Raw genomic sequence first — 19,036 nt, forward strand, 5'->3', positions numbered from 1 at the left:
ATCTCTGTACATCGCTCCTGCGATGTGCTGTTCCGCGCCCACCTCGCATGCCGCCGTAGACCTGCGGCTGCGAGCCGGGCATCTCCGCGCGTCGCTCCTGCGATAAGCATTTCTGCGCCCACCTCGCATACCGCCAAGGACCCGCGGCTGCGAGCTGGGCATCTCCGCTCATCGCTCCTGCGATGAGCTACGACCTGGCCTCCCCCTGAATTGACTATGTTTTTTAGTGTTTGGTGTTGTTTCAAGGGGAGGGAGTATTTTCCCCGCACAGGAATGTGCGGGCTACAAGATTAGGTTGGGAGAGGTGGGCGGAGCATTAAACAGGGTGGAGTGATTTGTTCGAATGGGGAAGGAATTTTTTAAAAATCACATTTTTTAAAGGCTTGACAGGATTTAAAATATTCATATAATACTGAATGAATAAATAAATATTCATTCAGTATTGTTCAGAATTCGGGTTTCCCGGAAGGAAGAAATGGCAAAAGAAAACAAGAAGAACACCACAGCAGATAAAAAAGAACTGATCCGTGCCTGCGCCAAGGAATTGTTCAGCGAACAGGGCTTTAAGAATACCAATGTGGCCGATATCACCCGCAAAGCCGGGGTGGCCACGGGCACCTTCTACCTGTACTACCCCTCCAAAGACAGCCTGTTTATGGATATTTACCTGGAGGAGAATATCAAGTTGAAAAACGCCATTATGGCAGATTTCAATCCGGATGACGAACCGCTGCAGGCACTTCAGAAATTAATGCAGCTAAATATCGCCGGCATGAATGCCAACCCGATCCTGCGCGAATGGTTCAACAAGGAAGTGTTCAGCAAGATTGAAGAGAACTTCAACGCGGAAAAGGGACTGGATAGCGTTGATTTCATGTACGAGAATTTCCTGGATGCCGTTCGGAAATGGCAGGATTCCGGAAAATTGCGCAAGGACATCAGCGCGGACATGATCATGGCTTTGTTGAGCGTCGTTGTGGTGGTTGACCTGCATAAAGAGGAGATCGGCATGCAGTACTTTCCGCAGATCCAGGCTTACCTGACCGAGTTCATTATGGCAGGCCTTTACAGCGCGGATGGCGCCCAGGCGAAAGGCGAAGTTGATGTTCACTGACGTTGCACAGGCGGAAAGCAGGATCGCGCAGGATACCCAGCTTGCCATGGGGACGGTGATGGCATACCGTATTTGGGGGACCAACGCGCAGGCATGCCTGGAGGCTGTTTTCGGTGAAATCGCGCGCTTGGAAGGGCTGTTCAGCCGTTTCGACCCGGACAGCGAGATCAGCCGCATCAATCGCTCGGCTGGCCGGAGCAGCGAGGCGGTCAGCTTTACGACCATGCAGATGCTGCGCCAGGCGCTGGACATCTGCGCGGAATGCCCCGGGTATTTCGACCCGACCATCGGCCCGCTGGTGGCTTTGTGGAACATCGGGAAGGGATCTTTTGCAGTACCGGGAGCAGCGAAAATTCAGCGCGCGCTGGACCTGGTGGACTACCGCGACCTGCTGCTGGACCCCGCACAGGGCACGGCCGGTTTGCGCAGAAGCGGCCAATCGCTCGACTTGGGCGGGATTGCCAAGGGTTTTGCCGCCGATCAGGTGATGAACATCTTCCAGGAATATGATGTCCGCTCGGCGTATGCCAACCTGGGGGGGAACGTGGCGGCCTGGGGCGGGCGGCCGGATGGTTTTCCCTGGCAGGTGGGCATCCAGCACCCGCGCAGCACGAACGGATTGATCGGCGCGGTCGCGGTGAGGAACGGGGTGGTGGTCACTTCGGGGGATTACCAACGCTTCGTCACTGACCCGCAGGGCAGGCGCTTCCATCACCTTCTGGATGCCTCCAGCGGTTATCCGGCGGCAACCGACCTGCTGAGCGTGACTGTGGCGGCCGACAGCGGCGTACTGGCGGATGCCTACGCGACCAGCCTTTTCATCGCCGGAAAAGCAGGCGCGCGGCGTATGCTGCGGGAACACCCCGAAATCGAGGCGGTGCTGGTGGGTCAAGGCGGGCAGATCTACGTGACCAAGGGCCTGGCGGAGCGGTTTCAACCTGCTGAAGGCATCCGCGTAAAAATATTTGATTAAAAAGGAAATAAAAAAAATGAAAGCAAGAGGAAAACGTAAAATGATTGGTTGGTTAATTGCATTGGTTGTCGTAGCGGCCCTGGCGATTGCTGGGTGGAAGGGCTGGCGGTATATCGAGCGCGAGCACAAAGAGGCGCGCAGCCTGCCTTTGGACGCGGTGGATTTCAGCAAGTTGAAAGACGGCACCTACACTGGTGAATACGAAGGCGGCATGTATAAATGGCGCGCCAACAGCGTGCGCGTAACCGTGTCCGGCGGGAAGGTAACCCAGATCGAGCCCCTGAGCGGCATTGAGGATCAGGGCGACGGAAAGACCCAAATGCTCTATGATCGAGTCATCCAGGCGCAGTCGCTGCAGGTGGACACCATCAGCGGCGCGACACTCACCGCGAACGCCTACCTCCAGGCGGTCGAAAATGCCCTGCTGCAGGCAGAATAAGGCGAACAACTGCATTGCACTCAGGAGGGAGACTAGATGAAATTTTTAAATCTCTTTATTATTCCATTTGTTGTTTTGACCTTGGCCTGCAGCCCGCTGGCTGCGTCCGGAAGCGCGCAACCAGTCCGGGCTGCCGCCAGCGAAGCCGATGATTTCACAGCAATCGACGCGTTCATTGTCGATCAACTGGACACGTTGAACGTCCCCGGCGCAAGCTGGGCAATTGTCACGGGCGACCAGATCGTGCACACCCAAAGCTACGGCAGCGGGATGAAAGGACAAGCGCCTACAGCGCAGACTCCTTTCTTTATCGGTTCGCTGACCAAGTCCTTTACCGCCCTGGCGGTGATGCAACTGGTTGAAGCGGGCAGGGTCGATTTGGACGCGCCGGTGCAGCGCTACCTGCCCTGGTTCGCGCTGGCGGGGGAGGATACTTCTATGCCGGCCGAGCCGGTCAGCGTGCGCCAGCTGCTCTACCAGACCAGCGGTTTATCACAAATTCCGGGCATGCGGGGATTGGGAAATTTCTATGATGGCCCGGATGCCATTGAACAACTGGGGCGCGTCCAAGCGCGGGATGGGTTGGCGCGGCCGGCCGGAACGGTTTTTGAATACAGCAACAGCAACTACAACCTGTTGGGATTGATCGTCGAAGCCGCCAGCGGGGAGACTTACAGCAATTATGTCCAAAATCATATTTTCGAGCCGCTGGATATGCAGCACAGCAGCACTTCAAAAGCGGCGGCAAAGCAGGACGGGTTGGCGGTCGGCCACATGATGGTATTCGGCCTGCCGTTGGCAGTCCCCAACCTGCCGGTGCCGGTTGGCTCGCTGCCATCCGGGCAGCTCATCTCCAATACGGAGGACATGGCACATTACCTGATTGCCCAATTGAACGGCGGGCGTTACGGCGCGGCGCAAGTGCTCTCAGCGGAGGGCATAAAGGAGATGCATACGCCCGCAGCAGAAGTGTACATGTTCGGTGAACGCATGTCGGATTACGGCATGGGCTGGTACGTTGACAACAGCGGGGAGGAAGAGGTTGTCATGCACTGGGGCGAAACGCCGGATTATTTCGGCTACCTGGGCATGCTGCCGGAACAGCAGCGCGGGGTGGTGCTGCTGGTGAACGCGGACCAGCATTTTTACACCTATCCCCTGTTGGATCTGGGAAACGGTGTGGCGGACCTGCTGGCGGGGGAAGAACCGGTCAAGAACACCTGGCTGGTATTGCCGTGGGTGCTGCGTGCGCTGCTGCTGCTTCCGGTACTGCAAATCGTGGGCATGCAAGCGGCACAGCGGCGCTTGAAGCGCTGGCAGACGGATCCTGCAGCGCGCCCGGGCCGGACTAAGCTTTGGCTGCTGCATTTTTTGCCGCCGATGCTCCTCAATTTGATTATTGTGGCGCTGGGTGTGGGATTGTCGGCAAGTGGTTTATTCAAGTTCAGCTTGCTGTTCATGGGCGACCTGGTGGCTATCATCCTCATGTGCGCCGCGCTGGCAGCCGTTGGGTTGGTCCTGCGCACGCGGATGATGATTCCAATGTTGAAAACTAGCCGATAGAATACAGCTTTTTTGTAGAAATTAATCGGAAGATAAACAACCTGCGGGCTTTGGTTTTAGCAGCCTGCAGGTTTTTTTATGAGAACGACTTTCTTCGGGCTACGCGGTGGACAGTTTGAAGCCGGGACGCATGCCTGTTATATTGGGCCGGTTATGATTCCTGGCCGGTATTAATTGGAAACGGCCTGCCAAGCGAGTTTCCTGTGGCAGGCCGTCTTGATTTACTCGGCCGGGAGTTCGAAGGTCAATACCCAGGGCCCGGCATACTGGTACCCCAGCGCCTGGTAGAGCTTTTCGAGAGCTGTTTCGTCACTCATACCGGCAGGCTTCTGGATGATGCTCGGTCCCCCGCCTCCGCCTCCGCTGCCGCTGAAGAAGACATGCTGCTCCACCTGAATACCCTGCTCCTGCAATAGGGCGTTGGCGGCGTCGATATCTTCCTGGGGAATAACCTCAGGCTGGCTCACCTCGAGTTGAGGTATCACCAGGGTGGCAGTTTGCGCGTTTTCAGACGCCAGGTTGCCAACAGGAAAGCCCAATTCGATACAGCGCCCATCCGGAATGGACGGCAAGTCCGACGGTTGGCTCGGTTTGCCTGAATAGCGCGGATCGCTGTCGGTCAGGAAGAAGCCGGAATCGAAGGTGGTCTTGATTTCACCGATGGTCAGCGTCATCTGCTTATGACCCGGCCACCAATCCCCGTTCGACCCTACGTTTGGCGGCTTGTTATAGCACAGAATGATGGTGCTGAAGGATGGCGTGTAGCGTATCCCGACGAGCTGCATGGTAATTCCGTTTGCAGTAACGCTCTGGTTGATCTCCCGGCTTATTTCCGGATAGACTTGCAGGTCGTTCAAATCAAAGCGGAAGGAAGCCAGGGGTAAGTCGGGTTGTGAACTGTCGTAAACCGGCACATCCAGCTGCATACTCACGGTTCCATCGTCATTGAGCATGCCGGGAACGTAACTCAGCTGCAAGAGATAATCGGAGGGGTCATCCTCGCGGTAGGGCATGGCATAACCCTCAATTGCGGATCCCTGCGCGTCCTTTCCGCTGAAGCTCTGCACCATGAAAGAATCCTGCCAGCCGTCAAATTTCATTTCGAGCGCGATGCGCTGTTTGTCGGCGTATGCCCAAATCAGGTTGGCGTTGAGCGTGCTGGCGCCCTGACTGTCCGGTGTCGGACGGGGTGTGGGTGTGGCTGCCGATATTTCGCTAAAGGGGCCGCGTCCGGTGGGTTCCACCAGCAATGTCCAGGTGCGCGTCATTTCTCCGATGCGGTCGATGGTCACCAATACGGGGGTGTCCTCGTCCACGAAATTGCGATTGAATTGCGCGATCGTGCATGCCATTCCATCCTCACCCGGCGCGGGTAACAGCTCATCCGCGGCGGTTCCCTGCGTGTGTTGCTCAGCGGGATATCCCGATTGGATACGGATATCGCTTTTGTTCAAAGGTTCGGCATCCTTGGGGAGGGTGTAGCAGAACTTTAGCTGGGTCATATCCGGGGACAATTTTGCCCAATCCAAACGTACCATCACGTTATCGATCTTGTCGGCTCGTGAAAATTGACCGGCGCGCGGGCTGGTGCTGTTTGCCGGAATATTTTCTAACGGGAATACAAAAGTATCGATCACATTGCCCTGCGCATCCGTCAGAGGAATCTGCAAGTTAAGATCCACGCCGTTTTTTGCGCGGGGATCGTTGACGACCTGCAGGCTGGTGAATTCGCCGGTGAGCACCTCACCGCTGTAAAGCTGCAGGATACGTCCTCGAAAATCCTGTGCCTCGACATTCTCGAAACCTGCTTCGGGAATACCGATGGTTTGGCCCTCCTGCAGTCCTGAAATACGGAACCCGGCAACCAACCCGGTATTGTTGAGCGCGATCCATTCCAGATTGATGGTCACACCCTGACGCGTTTGGCTCTGATCAAGCATGGTTGGAGGGACTTCGGCCAACCCGGAAGTGGGGGTGGGCGGCAGCAGAGTTGGCGCAGCGGAGCTATTGGGGTTGGTGCCCAAGCCGGCATTACGAACCCCGATCAGGCCGGGATCGAAGAACAGCTTGAAAAAACAGAAAGCCACAGTTGCCAGGGCGATCAGTGCCAGTGCGATAGCCAGGGCCGGGTGCCGTTTCCATTGTGAGATCATGCGTGCGGAGCCTGACGGCTGCCCACGCAGCAAAGTAGTGCCTTCGGGAAATTCGCGGCTGGCGATGTTTCCCAGGGCATTCTTGAGTAATTCATTTTGTGTGTTCATTTGACATCCTTTCGCGGATCATCCCCAAAGAGCTGGCGCAATCGCGCCCGGGCTCTGCTCAAGCGCCATTTAATCGTCCCTGCCGGCACATCCGCGAGGCTGGCCATTTCCTTTTCAGACATTTGCAGGTAATAGCGCGCAACAAGCGCGGCGCGTTGTTCTACGCTTAGTTTCTGCATTTGCTGCCATAATTCGTCCTCCAGTTCGCGCTGCTGCACGGCCGATTCAGGGTTGGACGTGGAATCTGCCCACTGTGCAGCCCATTCCTCGCTTTCATGAGCATCAGGTAAATCGGCCAGGCGATTATCCCTGGACAGCTGGCGCAGGGTGCGGTTGACCACAACACGCATCAGCCAGGGCTCGAATGGGCGGCTGTTGTCGAAACTTCGCAACAGGTCCGGCAAGTCCAGAAAAACATCCTGGACTACGTCCTCCGCGCTATTGTGATTATGCGTTATCAGGTATGCGGCGCGCAGCGCTTTAAGCTGGTAGCGCCCCACCAACCAGGCCAATGCAGAGGGATTGCCTTGTTTGGTTTGTTGAATTGCTTGTTGTTCATTCATAATTCAATCCAATTTTGCCTCCAGTGAAGGTTTGTCTTATTAATAGACAATTCGATGCAAAAAGGTTGGCTTTTCGTTTGATTGATTAGAAATTGGGTCCTTGTCATTAATCTTTTGCAAGGATCAAGATGCATACCATACCACCTTTTTCCCGGGAAGAAAACGCTCATGGCATGGTATTTTCCGGGACAATATGGGGCTGTCCTGAGGAAAAATGCATTGAATATCGCTCTCGGCTTTTTCCGGATAATCTTTTCGTTCCATAATCGCAGGAAAAAGTAGGTAGAAGAAGTGAACCCTCACTATCTACTTGTTCCGATGACAACTTGATGTTGTCTCGGAACAAGCATCTCCGCTTATCGCTCCTGTGATAAGCTCCGACCTGGCATTCCCGCTGAACCGGCAATCATTTTCATTTCTATCAATCTTTCAGGGGGAGGGAGCGTGATGTTAATGCATGACGTATTATGCGATCTGTTTCTCCCCGTACATCGACTCACCGCCCTGGTTTTTTCCTCACTATCTACTTGTTCCGATGACAACTTGATGTTGTCTCGGAACTAGCATCTCCGCATATCGCTCCTGCGATAAGCTCCGACCTGGCCTTCCCCCTGAATTTTGTACCGTGTGTTATGTCTGGCAACCGGGCAGGGGGAGGGAGGTGGATGTTTGTTGGCAGGACATTGTGCGATTTGTTTCAACCTGCACAGAAATGTGCGGGCTACGAGGCTGCGGTGGGAGAGGCGACTGAGAGTTGAGTATCCATGCTTATCGCTCCTTGCCCCACCCCGGCCCTCCCTGTTCCTGCTCCGCCGGAACAGGGAGGGAGAAATCGGGATTAAATATTCATCCGGAAGGATCCTCACGAAACCTTCCGGATGAAAAAACACCCATTCCTGAGAGAGCCTGACGCTCTCTCGGAATGGGTATTCCGCTCCTTGCTCCTGGCCCCACCCCGTCCCTCCCCGTTCCTGCTCCGCCGGAACAGGGAGGGAGTAGTCGGGATTAAATACTCATCCGGAAGGGTCCTTATCGAAACCTTCCGGATGAATTACGCCTGCCCCCTGCGGGTGATTCAGCAACCTATTTAGAGAACCATTTCTCCAGAATCTCTTCGGGAGTCATAGGAGGTATCTCTAAACCGCCCCAATCTGTCATACGAAGATCGCCGATCTTGCCAAGCCATTCGTCCAGATTGTCGTTGGTGATGGTCGCATCGTCGTATAAAAGTGTATTGCCGAATTCTCCGCCTAACGCAGACGGGTTAAATTCATAACCGTTCAAGCGGTAATAAGCCACGTAGACCGCTTCATACGCATTGCCGCCGGGTTTGATGGTTGAGATACATTGGAAGTTCGGATAAGCGGTCATGCGGTTCTTCCAGGCTTGCAGTTCATCCTCGCGTGCGACGCATACAACGGCCGGGAAGCGCTCACCGGTCACTTCCAGTTCTTTCAAGCCCCAGAAAATACCGGGCTGCGGGTCGTTGGACCATATTGCGCCCAGGTCCGGTTTCTCCGCCACCAGGATGGTGATGCTTTCATCTGAACTGGGGGACATATCCTTATAGGTGATGGGGATCTCGGTGAACTGGATGTTGGGGTGTTTCTCCATTTCGCTTTGAACGAATCCATTGATATAATCCGAGCCAAAGTTGAATACGGCCATCTCGCCTGTTTCGCCCATCTGTTCCGCCATCCACCTCATGCTGGTGTGCACCCAGTCCGATTCAAGCGCCAGGTTATAAAAATATGGGCCATAGTCGTCTGCTTCGGCATCCAAGAAGTAAACCGGAGTGCCTTTATCTGCAGCCTCATGATATTGTTGGGAATCACCGTTGATGCCCCATATATTAGAAAAAGCAATAATGGCGTCCACACCCTGGTCAGTTAACTCCGCGTAACTGCCGCCCTGCACGCACTGAATGCCCAATTCCTCGCAGGCCTGATTCAAATCGGTCAATTTTTGCGGGGCGGGGTCACCAATATAACCGAAGAGGATGTCGCCGGTATTTTTGGACCCAGTAGCTTGCTCTTGCGGCGCTTCTTCCACAACGGCAGCAGCGCTGCTCACAAATTCCGGTCCGCAGTTGGCCGGCCAGCTCGGATTGCGATCCTCGGCCGGGTTATTGGTCATGTTATAGAAGATATCCGGGAATACACCGCCGACCAGATAGATCTCATCGGGACCATCGTCGAGGGATATATTAGCAACCTCCACGCGGTCGCCGTTGCCGTTCCAGAAAGGCAGGAAACGCTGTACTTCGCCCTTGCCGCCGACATCCTCAATGTTCTCACCGGAAGCGTCCACCACGCAATTATGGCAGAACTCTTCCTGATCCGACCAGCCCCAGCTGTCGGTATACAGGCGTCCATCGGCAGTCCATTTAACCATGTTGGAGCTATGGTTGTCCGTGATCTGGCGCACGTCGCTGCCGTCGACGTTCATGACGAAAATATCCAATGCGCCATCCTGCCCGGACAACCAGGCGATCTGGCTGTCGTCCGGCGACCAGACCGGCTGCCGATTCACCTGCGCGTTATCCGTTAATTTGATGGAGGACTCCCACGAACCATCGGCGCCGATTATGTAGATATCATCGGTGCTATAGGCGATCATTCCACCGTCGTGCGACCAGTCCGGAGAATTACCGAATTCTTCATTGGTCAGTTGGCGCACTTCGCTGCCATCGGCGTTCATTATATAGATGAACTGGCCGCCGCCATTCTCGGTTTCACGGTTGGAGACGAAAGCGATGCGGTCGCCATAGGGTGAGATAGCCGGGTCCCAGTCATCGGTGGGATTGTTGCTCAAGTTGGTGGGGTTTTCGCCATCCGGGCCCATGATATAAATTTCCCAGTTGCCGTCGCGGTCGGTGTCGAACACCACGTTGCAGAGGATGGGTTTGGGAGCTTCAGTAGGGGCAATGGTTGGCTGCTCCTGTTCGACGACTTGGGATTCTGCAATTTCCTCAGCAGGCTGTTCCGCAGCAGCCGGAGCACTAGTGCAACCGGTCATGAACAGCGCCAGAATGAGTGATATTGAAAAAATGGCGTTGAATTTATTTCTTCTCATAAGTCACCTCTCAGTTGTGAATTTTTAACAATCCGCTATTTCCAAAAAACTTGAAGAAGAATAGCGTGAATCAACAATCCAGTTCATCGGTTTTTCCGCATCTGATCCACTTGCCAGGAGGCTAATGGTATTGAATGGATCATTGGAGGAAGGCACTTGATAAATTTCAGATAAAGTTGTTCTTTGGTATAACGGCGCGCGGGGTTAAATTCATTGGCGCTCATGTAGATCACCAAGCCTGCGACAGCAACCAGCAGGAAAATACACATCAGCGCCATGGGGAGGCCTAAAGCCGCACCAATATCCCCGCCGTTGGATTCCGCAAGGTTGGAAAGCACCAACCCCGCAACCATGGCGATAAAGGAGGCTGCACCGGCACCAAACAGTAGAATCATGCCTGCTACACGTTTACCCCGGTTGTCCTCATGGGCGCAAAACAGGCAGATATTACCCCTGTGCGGATTTACATCAGTGTAGGTTGTGTTTATTGTTTTGGAATTCCAATCCCGGTTTACTTCCTGCTGGTAAAGCGGCCTTGCCGAGTAGTAATCCACCGATTTCATGGGCCTGCCGCAATTTGGGCAGTGTGCGTTCTCTTCTCCGTCGCTATAACAGTAGGTTTTTCGTTGAGTTTTACTCATTGCCTGCAACCCCGTATCATTAATGTTGTTTGGTCTTTTATTTCTTATCAAAGTAGTATATGCCCATCGCAATTCTACCGATTTTTATTTAGTAATAGGTGTGCAGGCTGCACACATTATGAAAAAGCCGGATTTATTAAGATTTCAATTATAGATAATATCGAAAGAGGCCTGATCCTCCACAGCTTCGGCGGTTGAACGCATATCCTGACTTACCTCAACAGTTTGCAGGTGCGGAAGCGCGAGAAGCGGCGACAGGTCAGTCACCTGCGTTTCAGACATATACAGATTTTCCAACAGCGGATGATCCGCGATACCATCCAGACTGCGCAGCGGTACTTTGCGCAGCATTAGGGTTTGCAGCGCATCCAAGCCTTCCAGGGCGGTCATGGAATCAATCAGGGTCATGCCGGCATCCACCTGCGACAGGCGCGGGCAGTCCCGCAAGACGGACAGGCTGGCAATGGAAGTGTCGAATATGGTCAGGGACGTCAATGAGACGGAGCCGGCTAGCGGTGAGATATCCGATACCTGCGGATTGTTGCGGATGTCTACTATCTCCAAATTGGGAAGTTCGGCTAAAGGGGATAAGTCGCTGAAGGTCTGATATGCCAGCGAGATATTGTGCAGGTTCTTCAGCCTGGTTAAATCATCCAATGATTCAATATCTCCGCGTGGCAGCGAGCCGTTGCCATGAGCGAATTCGTCCACCAGATCGTTGAAGGCCATGTAGTCCGGGGCAGCCTGATTACCGAGAATGAAGAGCTGATTAACGGCCAACAAATCTGCTTCGGTCAATTTGGCGTTCTCTTCCAGCCCGAGTGAAAGACGCACGGCGTCCTCGATGACGGGTTCATTAAAATGGATGGTATGCGCGCTGCGCTGGAATAACAGCGCGGTCGCCACGACCAACAACCCGGCCAAGGCAGCCAATCCGATGCGCCGGCGCCGGCGTTGGCGGCCGGTCAGGGCATCTTTAAGCTGGAGGGCATTTTTATAGCGATCCTTGGGATCGAAAGCGGTGCATTTTTCGATGATACCCAACATTCGGCGGTTGGAAATGGCAGTCTTGGCCTGTTCGATATCACTACTGCCGGTCAGCAACCAGGCTAACAGAACGCCAACGGAGAAGATATCGGTGCGCTGGTCGGTTTGAGCAAAGCCGTACTGTTCCGGTGCGGCGTAATGGCGGGTGCCGAAGCAAACGGTATCCTGACGGGCACTTTCATCATAAGTGCGCGAGACACCAAAATCAATGAGGGTGATCTTGCCCTGGTTATTCACAATGATGTTTTGTGGTTTGATGTCGCGGTGGATGATGGGCGGGTTTTGGCTGTGCAGGTAGGTGAGGATATCGCACAATTGAACGACAATCGACAGCGTTTGGTGTAAGCTGAACGGGGGTTTTCGCTCCAGCTTCTCCAACGGCATACCCTCGATGTAATCACGAACGACACACAGCATGGTATCGTTCCGGTATTCGCCAATAAAAGCCGGCAGGCCTTCATGGTGGAAGTTGCGCAGCAGGCTGCTTTCAGAAGTGCGGGGCAAAAGCGATTGATCAACGTAACATTTGGCTACATATAATTCATCCGTACGCAGGTCCCTGACCAACAGCGTCTCGCCCAGTTCATTGTGCGCAAGGCATTCCATTAACTCGTAATGCTGTAGAAAATCGGATGGATAACGGCTGTCGTCAAAGACGGCCAGGAAATTATCGACAATATCTTCGCTCATTTTTTCCTGCTTCCCAAGAGCGTCAAACCCAGGGATTGAAGCATGCTCTGCAATTCGAGGATATCTTTCTTGTGTTCAAGGCAATAGAGGATGGCCGCGTCGCGCTTGATCTTGGGATACAGGGCGCTGGCCTGAGCAATCAACAACAGCCTTTGCGTTTTGTCAACGTTCAATTGCAGGCCAAAGGCGAGCTGAAGGACTTTTTCGCGGGACGGTTTGCGCGTGCCGTTGAATAACTGGTGACCATAGGTGCGCTCAATACCGGCGCGCTTAATGACCTGTTCCGGTACCTGCCTGTTTGCAGCGCAAATATTCGAGATGTAGATGTGGAAAGGCGGTGGATCCATTTCCCAGGCGTGATCTTGGATGAATTCTTCCGGGTTATCCGACTTAAAAAGCTTATCCTTAAAATCTCCGGTCGGAGTTGTTTTATTATCCTGGTCGGACTTGGGTTGATGTGTCGGCATTGAAGAGTTTACACCGTGGTTTTAGTTTATTGATAAATTTCCATAGAATGTTATTTTATTTTTTGATTATACACAAGTGATAAAAAAGCCTTTTATGCCGTGGAAATTGGCAGGGGAAGGGAAAACAGGTATTTTGTTGACAAGGGCGGGCAGCTGAAATATGATTCCCAATGAGTGTGTATGGAAAATAACTGGCGGATTCTTGAGAAGATTTATTAGCTATAAACCGGCACTATAAGATACCCGGAGGCCGGGGAACACGACCATTAAAGGGAGAACAAATATGAAAAAAATTTCTACGATTTTAAGCCTGACACTTATTCTGGCGTTGTGCCTGCCGGGGCCGATTTGGGCGGCGCAGGACGACGCAACCGGCAGCCCCGACGCGGACCCGTACGCCCAGTACCAGGCTTCCAAGGATGCGGCGGTGGCTTACCTCAGCGCGCGGCAGGACTACGCGGCGGATGTGCTGTACGTTTACAGCGACTTTTCCTCAGTACTGAATAATTTCACCCAGAAAGCCAAAATTGATGACGGTAACTCCGACTATATTTACGACATGAATGAAAACTGGCAGGAAGATCCATATATGGGCGACAGCGCCATTGAGGTACGTGCCAAGACCGTGGGAAAATCCTGGGGCGGTTGGCTGTTCCTGAACGGCTACCTGCCGGAAGGCAGCACGGAAGCGCAGTTGGATTTCGGCGATGTGCCGGACGCGGGCCTGGACCTGAGCGGTGCGACCGAGCTGACCTTCTGGGCCAAGGGCGCTGAGGGCGGCGAGGTGATTGAATTCTTCACGGCCGGATTGGGCTATGACGGCGAGACCAATGCGAAAATGGCGGATTATCCCGACAGCAACGCCAAGATCTCGCTGGGCTTTACTACGCTCACAAATGAGTGGGAGCCGTACAGCATCGACCTGAGCGGCGCCGACCTCACGCACATCGGCAGCGGTTTTGGCTTCGTGTTGAGCGGGGTTTACAGCGGCGATACCGAATCGACCTTCTACCTGGACGAGATCCGCTTTGAAGGCCCGATCGCGATGCTGCAGGATGCGCCGCGCTTTATCAAATCCTACGAGACCGACACGCGCGACGACCCGGACGAAATCTATATCCAGAACACGGCCTTCAGCTACGATAACGCGCTGGCGGCGCTGGCTTTCATTTCAGACGGCGAGCAGGAACAGGCCAAAGCTTTGCTGGATGCCTTTGTTTACGCGGTGGCGAACGACCGCTACCAAGCCGACCGCGTGCGCAATGCTTACATTTATGGCGACATCCGTCCTTTCCCGGGCTGGGCCAGCGGCACGCGCCTGCCGGGCTGGTACGACGTGGCAGCCAAGACGTATTACGAGGACCAGTATCAGGTGGGCACCAACGTGGGCAACAGCTCCTTTGTGGCATTGGCGCTGCTGCAATATTATAAGGAATACGGCGGGGAGGAATACCTGCAATTGGCTGAGACAGTCATGGACTGGGTGCTGGAAAATTGCACGGACGAGACGCCCGGTTTCACCGCCGGTTACGACGGTTGGCCGGAGGCGGAAGACGGCATGCAGGTATGGACCTACAAATCCACCGAACACAACATCGACGCTTACGCAGTCTTCAAGCAGCTCTACGCGCTGACCAGTGAGGAGCGTTACGGCACGGCGGCGGAGAGCGCGCTGAATTTCATCATTTCGATGTACGATGCGGAAAGCGGTTATTTCTATACCGGCACGCTGGAGGACGGCGTGACGCCCAACAAGGACAACCTGGTGCTGGACGCGCAGGTGTGGTCGCTGCTCTCGCTGGGCATGCTGGATTTCATGCCTTACCGGGCGGCTCTGGACACAGCCGTGGGTATGCAGACGGCCGAAGGCGGTTATCCCTTCCACGCGGCCAACACCAACGGCGGCTGGTGGCCGGAGGGCACGGCCTTTACGGCCCTGGCGCTGCGCGAAGCCAATCAAGACACAGAGGCGCAGGCTGCGCTGGACGCGCTGGCGGGCATCCAACAAGAAAGCGGCGGTTTTCCGGCAGCCACGGTGGCACAGCTTTCCACCGGCTTCGACCTGTTTACCGGCGACCCGTGGACCTACCGCGACATCCCGCACATCGCGCCGGCTGCCTGGTACGTGATGGCGGTGAATGGTTTCAACCCCTATGCGTTTTAAGTTGGGCTATGGAACAGGAAAACTTGGAAGTACTGCAGGACAAACTGGCTTCGGCTGAGATCCTGGAATACATCGCGCGCAATACGGACGATACCTCCTCGCAAGGCGGGGAGGTGTGCCGCAAGCTGTTCGAGCAATGCTGGCAGGAATATAGTGAGGTCGAAAGTTCGCTACGTGAATTTCTAACGACAGAGGACAGCAACGAAGCTCAGGACCTGCTGGCACAGGTGCTGTTGGATATTCATATTCACCCCAATTCGGGATTGGTGTACGACAGCGCGGCTTTGTGGGAGGCGCAATATCGCTGGCTGCATTTGTATTACCGCACCGGCGAGGAGCGTTTCATGGAACAGGCCAAGCTGTGCGACGGTATCCGGCACGCACAGGTGGAGGAAGTGGAATAGGGAAGATCGCGGCCTGCTTATTTTGATGGCGGTTGCCCCTCCCCACCCTCCCCATTTTTGCCATGCAAAAATAGGGAGGGAGAGAATCAGTCCGGAACTAGTCGGCTGCTACCAATTGATCGCCTGACAAATTGAATGTCAGGGTTTCTGCAACCGTAGGCTCGGCGCTCATGGGTTCGTCCGCGGCGCGCGTGAGCAGGTCAACCACGACTTGGCTGGGTTGGATGCTCAAGGATTGCACCGCGATGCGGTCACCCAGGAAAACGGCGGGCAGCGCCTGTGGTGTACCGTCCTGGTTGAGAACCAATGCCAGGTAGGTAAAGGTGCCGCTGCCGCCCGCATCGACGACCAGCGTCACCGCTGCGTCCTCAAAGCCGTCATTGTTAACGTCGCCGAAGACTTGCGCTGTACCCAGTTGGATGCGGATTATAGCGGCTGAACCGGGCGCGGCGGGTTCCTCAAACAGCCCATCTATTAATTGGGCGGTGCCCGATCCGGCGGCTTCAATGGGGTAGGCCAGGTCGGGCAGGGCTTGGGCGAGCGCGGCACTGTCCTGCCGTATTGATGCTGCCTGCGGTCCGCAGGCTGACAATAATATTGCGCTACTAATTACGATGACAAAAAAGGCTCTTTGAATATTCATTACAAAACTCCGATTTTCAGAATCCAATTTATCCTATGGTAAAACGATGCCATTTTACACCCGAAAGGATTGCCAATTAGCATCCATAAATTTCACAGACTTACGTTTTTCCATGGATCAAACCATATAAACGGCAACCACCTGACCCACGTGATTTTTAAAAATTCCAATTTGCTTTTCTTCCGCAATGGTTGAGGCAAAAGCGTAAAAACTTCCTTAAATAATCCTTGATACAATCCTAAAACAAACCTTTTGTTTTTTGATCGATATTGTCATAATTGGTGGAAAAATGTCCTTTAAAAAACATTGTTTTACTGGTAAAAGAACCGACTACCGTTTATGATTAAAAATCGGTCAATTTATTCATCATCGAGAAATTCTGAAATCATCTGTGGTTTCAACCAGGCTCCAATCTTAAAAGTAGTTGGCTTATCTTAAATAAGGATGAAGTTATTGGAAATGGAAATATTTCAATCAATTCTGGAACTTTTTGGCGGATTAGCAATTTTTGTCTATGGCGTACATGTTTTAAGTGAAGGGCTTGAAAAAGTAGCCGGGGGAAAATTACTCACAATGTTGGATAAATCACTTAATAATCCACTGAAACAAGGGTTATTCGGTACTGTAGCAACCGCGTTGATGCAAAGCAGCGGGTTATTGATGGTTACGATGATTGGCTTAATCAACGCGAATATGCTTTCATTGCGGCAGGCGATTGGCATCATGCTCGGCCAGGAAATTGGCACAACCATCACCGGACAAATGGTCTCGTTTCAGATTAAAGGGTTCAACCTTGTTTTTCTCATCATCGGCTTTTTTATGATGTTCTTTTCCAAAAACAGGAAATTACGCATGATGGGCCAGCCTTTCTTTGGGTTTGGGATCGTGTTTGTGGGCATGAGCATGATGTCCACGGCCGGCTCGGTAATCAGCCAGACGCCTTTCTTCCAACAAGCCGTCCTGACAATGGGCCAGCATATCCTGCTGGGCGTTTTAGTAGGCGCAGTGTTCACCGCGGCTATCCAGAGCAGCACAGCTATGACAGGCCTGGTAATCGCAATGGGAAAGAGCAACTGCATATCCTTGCCGGTGGCAGTTGCGATTATTCTGGGAGCGAACATTGGCTCCTGTATCATGGGTTGGCTGGCCGCAATGCAGTCGGGATCGAACGCTAAACGCGCATCCTACGCACAGATTTTCATCAATATCAGCGGTGTTTTAATCTTTCTGCCCTTTATTCTGCCCTTCACCAATCTGGTAGCCACAACTTCAGCCAACTTGGCACGCCAGATCGCGAATGCGCACACAATTTTCAATATCATTGTCAGCCTGCTCATGCTTCCATTTGTGAAACCATTGGCTCGTTTTATTGAAAAGTTAATTCCTGAAAAAGAAGATGAAAAAAGCAAAAAGGTAAGGACCCGCTTCATCGATCCGCGCTTGATCAATATGCCCATGATGGCAGTCAAATTAGCCAATGAAGAAGTGCTGCGCATGGGCTGGATTACTTATGAAATGGTGGAAAAAGCTGAACTGGGAATGCTGGAAAAGGACGAAGAGGCGATCAAGTGGGTATTTAAACACGAGAAAAATATCGATGAAATTTGCCACAGCCTGGAATCGTTTCTGGAGAATATCCCAGGCGATAAGTTAAATCCGGATGATCAGGACAAATTGGAAGATATGAAACACATGATCACGGATATTGAGCGGGTGGGGGACCATGCCAACAACCTGGCTGAATTCGCGCGCCAATTTGATAATAAAAAAGTTGAGATCAGCAAGGATGGACAAAAAGAGATCAAAACCATGTTTAAAAAAGTGCTGCAAAATTATAAGATCACCCTGAAAGCACTAAAATCCAATGACGAGAAAATGGTTACGCGGATTTTAACTCTGGAAGAGGAAATTGATGTTTTGGAGAAGGAGTACAAGGAAAACCACATCGACCGGTTAAAAAAGAAAGTGTGCCATCCGGAAGCCGATACAATTTTTGTGGAGTCTCTGCGTAATTTGGAACGTATCAGCGATCACTCGTATAATATTGCGCTAACGCTGATTTATTAGCATTGTTATTAAAGGAAAATAAAGGACTATTAAATGGAACCCAAACGGCTGACCGACCTGCGCATTTCCGAAATCAAAGCCATTGTGGCTGAAAAACCCCTGATCCTGATCCCGATTGGGACAATCGAATGGCATACCAGTCACTTACCGCTGGGCGTCGATACGCTCATCACGGAAAGCGTATGCGAGGATATTTCGGGCGGAACGGGTGTGATCGTGGCGCCTACGCTGGCCTGCGGCATCAGCCGCAACCTGCAGCCGGAAGAAGGCTATTTCGGTACAGTGGACACGGTGGCCGAGAGTACGCTTTCCAACCTGATTGCTGAACTGCTGCGCGGGTATGCCAAGATGGGTTTCAAGAAAGCCATCCTGATGAGCGGTCATTTTGAAAATGAGCATTACGTCGCCATCACGGCCGGCATCGAGCAGGTCACGGAGCTGCAGGGTTACTTCATGATGCCGCCGGAATTTTGCGAGGAATATATCGAAGATCTGGGCGATGTCAGCCTGACCTGGCCGTATGCCAGCGACCACGCGGCGGAGTGGGAGACCTCCATGATGCTGCATTACTATCCCGAGCTGGTGGATATGGACAATGCGCCTGAGACGGTCGAGCTGCCCATGCCGGGCATCCCGGAATACATTCGCAAGCGCTACCCGCGGCGCGCCTCGCGCGAGTATGGTCAGAAATTGGTGGACGCTATCATCCCCAATGGCATCAAGAAGATCAACGAGATGATCGCGGAGTCCTAAAGTTTTTTTCCCGATACTTTTGTTTTCTCCATCATTGGTATGTCGGCCGCTCATCCTCACCTGCGGTCCTCCTCGAAAAAGACCGAAATCATTCTCTGGACCGATGTTTTCTCTTTGTAAACTGATATAAAAGTATTGTTATCGTTTTTGACCCTATCCTATTGTAAACTTT

The 19,036-nt window shown here is 53.0% G+C and carries 15 protein-coding genes; 8 read left to right on the forward strand and 7 right to left on the reverse strand.

Going from position 1 to position 19,036, the window contains the following annotated elements; all coding sequences use genetic code 11:
- The first annotated feature begins 475 nt into the window (after nt 1–475).
- Genes Pelsub_RS03295 through Pelsub_RS03310 form a run of 4 tightly spaced genes read left to right on the forward strand, consistent with a single transcriptional unit; the run spans nt 476 to nt 4,089 of the window.
- Nucleotides 476–1,114: a TetR/AcrR family transcriptional regulator gene (locus tag Pelsub_RS03295; protein WP_116225952.1), complete on the forward strand. Its 639-nt coding sequence runs from the start codon at nt 476–478 to the stop codon at nt 1,112–1,114.
- On the forward strand, nt 1,104–2,087 hold the full coding sequence (locus Pelsub_RS03300; RefSeq protein WP_158674959.1) for an FAD:protein FMN transferase: 984 nt from the start codon (nt 1,104–1,106) through the stop codon (nt 2,085–2,087). Before Pelsub_RS03295 ends, Pelsub_RS03300 begins: the two co-directional genes overlap by 11 nt.
- A 16-nt stretch (nt 2,088–2,103) precedes the next feature.
- Complete coding sequence (locus Pelsub_RS03305; protein ID WP_116225950.1) at nt 2,104–2,526, forward strand: FMN-binding protein; 423 nt, start codon at nt 2,104–2,106, stop codon at nt 2,524–2,526.
- A 36-nt stretch (nt 2,527–2,562) separates the two neighbouring features.
- A complete protein-coding gene (locus Pelsub_RS03310; RefSeq protein ID WP_116225949.1) occupies nt 2,563–4,089 on the forward strand; it encodes a serine hydrolase domain-containing protein in 1,527 nt (508 codons plus the stop codon).
- A gap of 221 nt (nt 4,090–4,310) precedes the next feature.
- Here the strand turns inward: Pelsub_RS03310 and Pelsub_RS03315 are convergent, their stop codons facing one another.
- From Pelsub_RS03315 to Pelsub_RS03340, 6 genes are all read right to left on the reverse strand, one after another.
- A complete protein-coding gene (locus Pelsub_RS03315) occupies nt 4,311–6,350 on the reverse strand; it encodes a hypothetical protein (RefSeq protein ID WP_116225948.1) in 2,040 nt (679 codons plus the stop codon).
- A complete protein-coding gene (locus Pelsub_RS03320; protein WP_116225947.1) occupies nt 6,347–6,913 on the reverse strand; it encodes an RNA polymerase sigma factor in 567 nt (188 codons plus the stop codon). The genes Pelsub_RS03315 and Pelsub_RS03320 overlap by 4 nt, the downstream gene beginning before the upstream one ends.
- Nucleotides 6,914–7,996: 1,083 nt before the next feature.
- Nucleotides 7,997–9,988: a PD40 domain-containing protein gene (locus Pelsub_RS03325; protein WP_116225946.1), complete on the reverse strand. Its 1,992-nt coding sequence runs from the start codon at nt 9,986–9,988 to the stop codon at nt 7,997–7,999.
- An 83-nt stretch (nt 9,989–10,071) separates the two neighbouring features.
- Nucleotides 10,072–10,629 (reverse strand): ZIP family transporter, encoded by a 558-nt coding sequence (locus tag Pelsub_RS03330; RefSeq protein WP_126440387.1) that lies wholly within the window; start codon nt 10,627–10,629, stop codon nt 10,072–10,074.
- A 144-nt stretch (nt 10,630–10,773) separates the two neighbouring features.
- The gene (locus Pelsub_RS03335) at nt 10,774–12,366 is read right to left on the reverse strand and encodes a serine/threonine protein kinase (protein ID WP_116225944.1); all 1,593 of its coding nucleotides are present in this window, start codon (nt 12,364–12,366) and stop codon (nt 10,774–10,776) included.
- Nucleotides 12,363–12,833, reverse strand: coding sequence for a hypothetical protein (locus tag Pelsub_RS03340; protein WP_116225943.1), 471 nt, complete (start codon nt 12,831–12,833; stop codon nt 12,363–12,365). Before Pelsub_RS03340 ends, Pelsub_RS03335 begins: the two co-directional genes overlap by 4 nt.
- 283 nt (nt 12,834–13,116) lie before the next feature.
- On the opposite strand from Pelsub_RS03340, the gene Pelsub_RS03345 reads away from it, so the two are divergent.
- Nucleotides 13,117–14,997 carry a glycoside hydrolase family protein gene (locus Pelsub_RS03345; RefSeq protein WP_116225942.1) on the forward strand — a complete coding sequence of 627 codons (1,881 nt, stop codon included), beginning with the start codon at nt 13,117–13,119 and terminating at the stop codon, nt 14,995–14,997.
- Nucleotides 14,998–15,005: 8 nt separating this feature from the next.
- On the forward strand, nt 15,006–15,401 hold the full coding sequence (locus Pelsub_RS03350; RefSeq protein WP_116225941.1) for a hypothetical protein: 396 nt from the start codon (nt 15,006–15,008) through the stop codon (nt 15,399–15,401).
- A 97-nt stretch (nt 15,402–15,498) separates the two neighbouring features.
- On the opposite strand, the gene Pelsub_RS03355 is transcribed toward Pelsub_RS03350, so the two are convergent.
- Complete coding sequence (locus Pelsub_RS03355; RefSeq protein WP_116225940.1) at nt 15,499–16,044, reverse strand: hypothetical protein; 546 nt, start codon at nt 16,042–16,044, stop codon at nt 15,499–15,501.
- 459 nt (nt 16,045–16,503) lie between these two features.
- Between Pelsub_RS03355 and Pelsub_RS03360 the strand changes: the two genes are divergently transcribed.
- Both Pelsub_RS03360 and Pelsub_RS03365 read left to right on the forward strand, forming a co-directional pair.
- The gene (locus tag Pelsub_RS03360) at nt 16,504–18,111 is read left to right on the forward strand and encodes a Na/Pi cotransporter family protein (protein ID WP_158674960.1); all 1,608 of its coding nucleotides are present in this window, start codon (nt 16,504–16,506) and stop codon (nt 18,109–18,111) included.
- 33 nt (nt 18,112–18,144) lie between these two features.
- Nucleotides 18,145–18,864: a creatininase family protein gene (locus tag Pelsub_RS03365; RefSeq protein WP_116225938.1), complete on the forward strand. Its 720-nt coding sequence runs from the start codon at nt 18,145–18,147 to the stop codon at nt 18,862–18,864.
- The last annotated feature ends 172 nt before the right edge of the window (nt 18,865–19,036 follow it).

The organism is Pelolinea submarina (assembly GCF_003966975.1).
In the GTDB taxonomy this organism is placed as follows: Bacteria; Chloroflexota; Anaerolineae; order Anaerolineales; family Anaerolineaceae; genus Pelolinea; species Pelolinea submarina.